The organism is Micromonospora sp. MH33 (genome assembly GCF_003013775.1).
GTDB lineage: Bacteria > Actinomycetota > Actinomycetes > Mycobacteriales > Micromonosporaceae > Micromonospora > Micromonospora fulviviridis.
Map to the genome: position 1 here is coordinate 1 of NZ_MUYZ01000439.1, position 3,854 is coordinate 3,854.

5 protein-coding genes and 1 pseudogene are annotated in these 3,854 nt (G+C 74.9%); 3 read left to right on the forward strand and 3 right to left on the reverse strand.

All coding sequences use genetic code 11. From position 1 onward, the window contains the following. Positions 1 to 48 precede the first annotated feature (48 nt). Both B0E53_RS33950 and B0E53_RS33955 read right to left on the reverse strand, forming a co-directional pair. The gene (locus tag B0E53_RS33950; protein WP_107079650.1) at positions 49 to 501 is read right to left on the reverse strand and encodes an SRPBCC family protein; all 453 of its coding nucleotides are present in this window, start codon (positions 499 to 501) and stop codon (positions 49 to 51) included. A 185-nt stretch (positions 502 to 686) separates the two neighbouring features. Next, positions 687 to 1,046, reverse strand: a complete 360-nt coding sequence (locus B0E53_RS33955; RefSeq protein WP_091319593.1) for an STAS domain-containing protein — start codon at positions 1,044 to 1,046, stop codon at positions 687 to 689. A gap of 417 nt (positions 1,047 to 1,463) precedes the next feature. On the opposite strand from B0E53_RS33955, the gene B0E53_RS33960 reads away from it, so the two are divergent. From B0E53_RS33960 to B0E53_RS33970, 3 genes are all read left to right on the forward strand, one after another. Then, positions 1,464 to 1,868 carry a hypothetical protein gene (locus B0E53_RS33960; protein ID WP_107079651.1) on the forward strand — a complete coding sequence of 135 codons (405 nt, stop codon included), beginning with the start codon at positions 1,464 to 1,466 and terminating at the stop codon, positions 1,866 to 1,868. 139 nt (positions 1,869 to 2,007) lie between these two features. Continuing rightward, the gene (locus tag B0E53_RS33965; RefSeq protein WP_107079652.1) at positions 2,008 to 2,685 is read left to right on the forward strand and encodes a BON domain-containing protein; all 678 of its coding nucleotides are present in this window, start codon (positions 2,008 to 2,010) and stop codon (positions 2,683 to 2,685) included. A gap of 145 nt (positions 2,686 to 2,830) precedes the next feature. Further along, the gene (locus B0E53_RS33970; protein ID WP_107079653.1) at positions 2,831 to 3,382 is read left to right on the forward strand and encodes a thioredoxin domain-containing protein; all 552 of its coding nucleotides are present in this window, start codon (positions 2,831 to 2,833) and stop codon (positions 3,380 to 3,382) included. A gap of 11 nt (positions 3,383 to 3,393) precedes the next feature. Here B0E53_RS33970 and B0E53_RS33975 read toward each other — a convergent pair. Then, a pseudogene (locus tag B0E53_RS33975) lies at positions 3,394 to 3,854 on the reverse strand (LuxR C-terminal-related transcriptional regulator); the annotation flags it as partial.

Genomic DNA, 3,854 nt, shown 5'->3' on the forward strand with positions numbered 1-3,854 from the left:
CCCGCCCGGCGGCCCGGCGACCGGCGCCGGCCGGGCGGCGCGGCTGAGTCAGGCCACCCGCCCCTCCAGGGTGGCGCCCAGCCGGCTGGCCAGGCCGAGGTGGGCCGCCCGGGCCTGCCGGAAGGCGTACCCGAACAGGGGCGCGGGGGCGGAGAGGGTGATCTCCACGTCGATCCGCACCACCCCGTCGGGCTCGTCACGCAGCCGGGTGTGGTTGCGCACCGTGGTGGCCGGCTGCTGCCGGGCCACGGTGACCACCTCGTCCTCGGTGGCGATCAGCACGTCGGCCTGGTAGGTGACCGGGAAGTGCAGCGGACCGAGTGCCAGCCGGTCGGTGATCGCGTAGCTGGCCAGCGCGCCCGGGCGGGGCGGCAGTTGGCGGACCCGCACGATCAGCGGATGCAGCTCGCCCTGCCGGCTCAGGTCGCTGAGCAGGGCCACCGCCTCCGCCCGGGTGCACCGGGCCTGCACGGTGTAGCTGAAGCTGTCGCTGCTGAGCAAGCGGTACCCCCTCGCCGTCGTGGGTCCGCACGATCGTCCCGTACCGGAGCCGGGCTGGCAACGGGTCGGAAGGCCCTGGTGGCGCGCCGCGCCCGCGGCACCGGACCGGCGAGGGGGCACGGGGCCCGGGCGGCCCGACACCGCCGGCACGCGGCGCCGGTGCCGACCAGCGAGGGGCGGGCCGTTCAGGCGCCGGGAAGGACCTCACGGGTGCTGTCGGCGAACCAGGGCTCGGGCGCGCCGAAGAGGCCGAGCAGGCCGGTCACCCAGAGCTGCCGGTGCACGAACCGACTCGGCTCGGTGACCACCAGCTTGACGCCGCTGACCTCGCAGGTCTGGAAACCGGCGACCATGGCGCTGATGCCGACCGAGTCGATGAAGGTGACGAGCCGCATGTTGAGCTCGATCCGGGAGGGGCGGCCCTTGGCGAGCACCTCGGCGATCGCTTCCCGCACCTCGTACGCGGTGTCGACGTCGATCTCCCCCCGCGGGGCGATCTGGACCACACCACCCGGCAGCACCGACTTCACGATCGACAGGCTCACGCGAGCACCTCCACTCGCCCGTACGGGCGCCTCATCAGTACGCGGGCCGCGACCGAGAGTATTCCTCCGACGGCCTCGGTCGCCACCCCTCGGGATGAGCAATTCGCGGACTGGGCACACCTGGGCATCCCAATCCGGACCTTCCGGCTCCGATTTTTCCCGGCGCGGGTCAGCTCGGTCGATCGACCAGGGCTGGCCCGGCCGATCCGCCGACCCAGGGTAGCGGGCCGGCGCACGCCCGGGTGGCACCCGACCCCCGGCGCGTCCGGGTGGTCTGTCCGGTACGCGCCCCGGCGGTGTGGTTTGCGCCCGGTCCGGTCGGGGCACTGGGCACGGGGAGCGAACCGTCACGCGCCGGATGGCACACGGAGTCCGAACCGGCCACGCGGACTTCGGCACCCCGAGGAGGTAACACCAATGTTCGGATCCACCCTGCTGGACCGCCGCAGCAAGCCCGAGCGCGTCGCCGACCAGGCGTGGCAGCACCTGCTCTCCGCCGCCGGCTCCGCCGGCGACAGTGTGCGGGACGCCGCCCGCTCGGCCCGCCGCAACTCCTCCGGCATCGCCGACGACGCCACCGACCTGGTCGGCTCCGCCGCCGAGGAGGCCCGCCGCCGGGCCAGCCTCGCCTTCGACGCGCTCGCCGGCCGCCGGCCGGCGCTGCCCTGGACGCTGCTGATCGCCGCGGCGCTGGCCGGTGCGGCCATCGGCTGGGCCGCCGGCACCGCCGCGCGGGCGGCCGGCAGCCGCGAGCGGGACGTCGACGAGATCGAGTTCGTCGACGTCGACCGCCCCAACTCCCCCGCCGGCCTGGACGGCTGAGCCCCACGCGACGGTGGCCGCCCCCCACCTGGATCGGGTGAGGGCAGGTCACCCGGGGTGCGCGCAGGATCGGGGTTGCGGGACTCCGTGCCGGCGGCGGAGCCCGGCGCACCGCGAACCGACCCCGGAGGGAGCCAGCATGGCCACCGCGACGACCACCCGTACCGATCAGGAGATCCAGACCGCCGTCCTCGACGAACTGACCTGGGAGCCCCGGGTACGCCCCAACGAGATCGGGGTGACCGTCACCGAGGGCGTGGTGACGCTGAGTGGCTCGGTGGACAGCTACGCCAAGAAGTGGGCCGCCGAGCGGGCCGCCCACCGGGTGCCCCGCGTCCGGGCGGTCGCCAACGACGTCGCCGTCCGGATCGCCACCTCCGCCGAGAAGAGCGACCCGGAGATCGCCACCGCGGCCAGCCGAGCGCTGGAGTGGGACGCGTTCGTGCCGATCGAGGCGCTCGACGTGACCGTCGCCGACGGCTGGGTCACCCTGCACGGCGAGGTCGAGTGGGAGTACCAGCGCCGGGCCGCCGAACGCTCGGTCGCCCGGCTCACCGGCGTACGCGGGGTGAGCAACGGCATCACCGTGCGGCCGAGCGCCCGCCCCGACGGGCGCGACCTGGCCGAGCGGATAGTGGACGCGCTGGCCCGCAACGGCGCCACCGAGGCGGAGGGGATCAGCGTCCGGGTGCACGGCGACACCGTGCTGCTGGAAGGGCTGGTCCACTCGGCGCCGGAGCGCGCGGAGATCGAGCGGGTGGTGTGGAACGCGCCCGGCATCCGGGAGGTGCACAACCACGTGACCGTCGGGCGGTGAACCGGACCACCCCGGCCGGGTGATCCCGGCTCACCCCGTCACGGGCGAGCGTGGGAACCATGACTGATCCGAACGGGCTGATCACACCCGGGCGCCCCGCGCCCGGGTTCAACCTGCCGGCCACGGATCGGCGGGTGACGGCCCGATGACCACGCCACTACAGGTCACCACCGCCCGGCTACAGCTCCCGGTGACCGCGACGGACCACGCCCGCGGGCCGGCCGACGCACCGGTCACCCTCGTCGAGTACGGCGACTTCCAGTGCCGCTTCTGCGGCGCCGCGTACACCAACCTGGCCGAGGTGCTGCGCCAGCGCGTCGACACCGTCCGGCTGGTCTACCGGCACTTCCCCATCGCCAACGTCCACCCGTACGCGGAGAGCGCGGCCGAGACCGCCGAGGCGGCCGGCCGGCGGGGACGGTTCTGGGAGATGCACGACTGGCTCTACGAGCACCAGGACCAGCTCGACCCGGTGCACCTGTCGCTCGGCGTCGAGCAGCTCGGGCTGCCACCCGACGAGGTCGGCGCGGAGGTGGGGCGGCAGGCCCACGCCGACCGGGTCCGGCAGGACTTCGTCGGCGGCATCCGCAGCGGGGTCGACGGGACCCCGACGCTCTTCGTCAACGAGGTCCGCCACGACGGCGGCTACGACCTGGCCGACCTGCTGGCCGCCGTGGACGCCGCCGCGAACGCCTGACCCGGGCCCGATCAGATCAGCCGGAGTTCGCGCGCCCGCCGGACGGCCTCCCGCCGGCGGGTCGCGTCGAGCTTGCGGTAGATGTTGCGCACGTGGGTCTTCACCGTGTTGACCGACAGCGACAGCTCGCTGGCGATCTCCACGTTGGACAGGATGCTCTGCAGGTAGCGCAGGATGGTCAGCTCCCGCTCGGTCAGCGGCTCGTCCAGGGTCCGCTCCGGTCCGGCCGGGCGCTTCGGCGGCTCGTCGGCCCGGCGCTCGTCCGCGCCGCGGACCAGGTCGCTCACCGTCGGCCAGTGGGCGCGGCCAGGTCCAGCACCTGCTCCAGGATCCGCCCGGCCCGACGGCCGTCACCGGCCGCGCCGGTCAGCACCGCGTCGATCAGCCCGGCGGCGAGCCGCACGGAAAGCGGCCAGGCCGCCGCGTCCGGGCCGGTCCAGTCGGGCAGCGCCCGCCCGGCCGCGCGCGGGTC